General features: G+C 36.5%; 1 protein-coding gene. It reads left to right on the forward strand.

Annotated elements, in window-relative coordinates:
- On the forward strand, nucleotides 1-3,861 hold a 3,861-nt coding region (locus tag ACFQ1O_RS14685; RefSeq protein ID WP_377717563.1), incomplete at both ends, for a T9SS type B sorting domain-containing protein.

Here is a 3,861-nt window from a genome sequence, read left to right on the forward strand (position 1 = left end):
AGATGATGCTACGATCTCGAATCCAACATCAACCGTAGGAACAACAACTACTTATACGCTAACGATTACTGATACTTCTAATGGATGTACAGATACCGACGATGTAACGGTAACAGTAGATAATGATTTACCAACAGCCAATGCAGGAGCAGATGGAACCATTACTTGTACTACAACAAGTGTACAGATAGGAGCTGCTTCCGCTGCAGGGTTTACGTATTCATGGTCGCCAGCAACAGGATTAGATGATGCTACGATTTCGAATCCAACATCAACGGTAGGAACAACAACTACTTATACGCTAACAATTACTGAAACAGCAACAGGTTGTACAGATACTGATGATGTAACAGTAACAGTAGATAGTGGTTTACCAACTATAATAGCAGTAGGAACCGACCCTGCTACTTGTGGAGGAAATGGAAGTATTACTTTAACCTTAACAAATATTCCTGACGGTGTATATACAGTAAATTATGCATCTGGAAGTTTTGCTGGAGTATTAGTTACAAGTGGTAGTGCCACTATAACAACTGGTTCAGGAACATATGCAGATTTAAGTATTACCAATCCAACTACAGGATGTACTTCAGTACAAGATCCAGACGTAACACTAAATGATCCTAGTTCGCCTGATGTAACCAATGTTACCAATAATAGTGATATCTGTGCAATGGATGATGCTATATTTACAATAACAGGTACTGCTAATACAAATGTAGCCTATAGCTATACAGTAGGAACTTCTGCTCCGACTTTAGGAACGGTAACCTTAGATGGATCAGGAAATGGTACGGTAACAGTAGCTACACCACAGAACACTAACAATTCTATAAATGTTGTATTAACATTAGTAAGTATTACCAATCCTGTTACTACTTGTAGTACTACATTAACAAATACGAGTACCGTAATTGTTCATCCAAATCCAGAAATAACCAATATCACCAACAACAGTGATATCTGCGCAATGGACGATGCTGTATTTACAATAACAGGTACAGCTAATACCGATGTAGCTTATAGCTATACTGTAGGAACTTCTACTCCGGTTTCAGCAACGTTAACCTTAGATGGATCAGGAAATGGTACGGTAACAGTAGCTACACCACAGAACACTAACAATTCTATAAATGTTGTATTGACATTATCTAGCATTACTAACTCTACTACAACATGTAGTACTGCATTAACAAATACGAGTACCGTAATTGTTAATCCAAATCCAGATGTAACCAATGTTACCAATAACAGTGATATCTGTGCAATGGACGATGCTATATTTACAATAGTAGGTACTGCTAATGCAGATGTAGCATATAGCTATACAGTAGACAATAATACAGCTATAACGGGAACTCTTACTTTAGATGGATCAGGAAATGGTCAAGTAACTGTGCCGACAGTTCAAAACACAAGTAATGCTATAGACATAGTATTAACTTTATCTAACATTACTAATACAGCAACAGGGTGTGCAACTACATTAAGTAATATGAGTACTGTAGTTGTTAATCCTAACCCTGAGGCAGTAAGTGTTAACATGTCTCCTGTTTGTGATGATGATTTAGATGGACAAATGATTTTTAACCTAACATCTAACATCAATGCATTAACTAACAATGCATCTGGAGTAACTGTAACATTCTATAATACTCAAGCAGATGCAGAAGGATTAACAAACTCATTTACATTTCAAGGATTGGATACTTCGGCTTATGAAATTCAAGCACCAGCTAGTTTACCAACAACTTATAATGAAGAGACTATTTGGGTAAATATTCAAAACGATACTACAGGTTGTACTTCTGTAACCAGTTTTACAATAGCTGTAAATACTGTTATGGCAAACGGACCAGTAGAGTTATTTGCTTGTGAACAAGATAACGATGGGTTTGCTCAATTTAATTTATACGATGCTGTAGCAACTATTTCAGGAAACATACCAAGTATGCAAGTGTATTTTTATGCAACTCCAGGTCAGGCAGCAGCACAAATACCAGGAACAGAAATAGGATCTGGAACTTCAGATGTGGTTACAGATATCTATCATAGTGTGGTAAACACTTATGAAGAACCAATTTATGTAGTAGTGGTAGATAATGCTACTGGATGTAGCTACAATGCAGAAGGAATTGTAACATTAACAGTTATAGATGCTCCAGAATTACAAACAGGAGATATCAACTATACTTTATGTGATTACGATGATGATGAAACAGATAACGTAGCAATTTTTGATTTAACAAATGTAGAAGACCCTGCTAATACAGATTTATTTGTATTTGATGATGAGAACACAGATATTACAGGTTATACATTTACGTATTATTCAGAATTAATTTCTGAAGGAGGATCAGCAGATGTTTTAATCAACAATGCTACAGCTTACCAGAACACATCAGATCCACAAGTGGTTTATGTAGTAGTAAACAATAGTGCTTCAGGATGTAGTGCTACAAAAGAAATAACTTTATTAGTAGATTTACCGCCAGTAGCAGAGTCATTCTATTCATTAACAGTTTGTGATGATGACCACTGGATTGCAGATAATGTTACTCCGAGTGTTGCTTTTGATTTAACTTCTTCTGAAGGTTTCATTACAATAGAAACAGGAAATGAATTTAGTTATTACTTAAGCAACGCAGACGCTTCGGCAGCAACAAATGCAATAACTAATACAACTGCTTTTGAAAATACTGTAAACCCTCAAGATATCTATGTACGAATAGAAAATCCAACTACAGGATGCTTTACAGTTACTTTATTAGAGTTACAGGTGTTACCAAATCCATCTCCTTTACAACCAAGTGAGATAGATGCTCAATTAGGAGTAATGCAGTCTTGTGTAAACGATGGTGCTGGCCCAGGTACCCTGCAAGAAGGATATGCAATCTTTAACTTATTAGATTACGAAACAGATATTTTAATAGGAGAAGGACCTCAAGTAGAGCCAGATGTAACATTGAGTTACTACACATCTGAGTCTGATGCAGACTTAGCCATGAATCCAATAACAAATCCGGATAACTTTTATAATACAGAAGCATACGGGCAAGTAATTTGGGTACGTGCAGAGAATGATACTACAGGTTGTTATACATTAACACACTTCGATATTCAAGTACCAGCAATTATTATTACTGCTACAGCAACTACAGATACTTTATGTGTAGATGAAAACGGAGTACCTTTAACAGATGTTTCTTTACCAGTATTATATGCAACAGCTACTAACTTAACAGCTTCTACTAATGAGTCTATTTATACTTACCAATGGTCGTTAAACGGAGTAGAAATTCCAGGAGCTACTAGTCAAGAACTAATCGTTTCTCAAGCAGGAGATTATGTAGTTACAGTTACAGGTTCTGAACAAATGGACTTTACTTGTGAAAATACAGCTACGGTATCTATAACGGCTTCATCTAGCCCAGATGATTACCAAGCAAGTGTAACAACTAATGCCTTTGCAGAGAACCACCAGGTTATTGCAACAGCAACGAGTAGTTTAGCAGGTGTAGAATTTATCTACACATTAGATCTAGGATTAGATACAGAACAAGTAAACACTACAGGGGTATTTAGCGGAGTAACTCCAGGGCCTCATACGGTAACTATATCAGATGCAGGAGGATGTTGGGAAGATGTTTTAGATGTATTTGCTATAGATTATCCACATTTCTTCTCTCCTAACGGAGATGGAGCTAACGATACTTGGATGATATATGGTATAGAAGGAATACCAATCTCTCAAATATACATCTTTGATCGTTATGGGAAATTACTAAAACAATTAGATCCTGATGGAGCGGGTTGGAACGGAACTTATAACGGTGCAGATATGCCTTCTACAGATTATTG

The sequence above is a fragment of the Pseudofulvibacter geojedonensis genome, assembly GCF_042675745.1.
Taxonomy (GTDB): domain Bacteria; phylum Bacteroidota; class Bacteroidia; order Flavobacteriales; family Flavobacteriaceae; genus Pseudofulvibacter; species Pseudofulvibacter geojedonensis.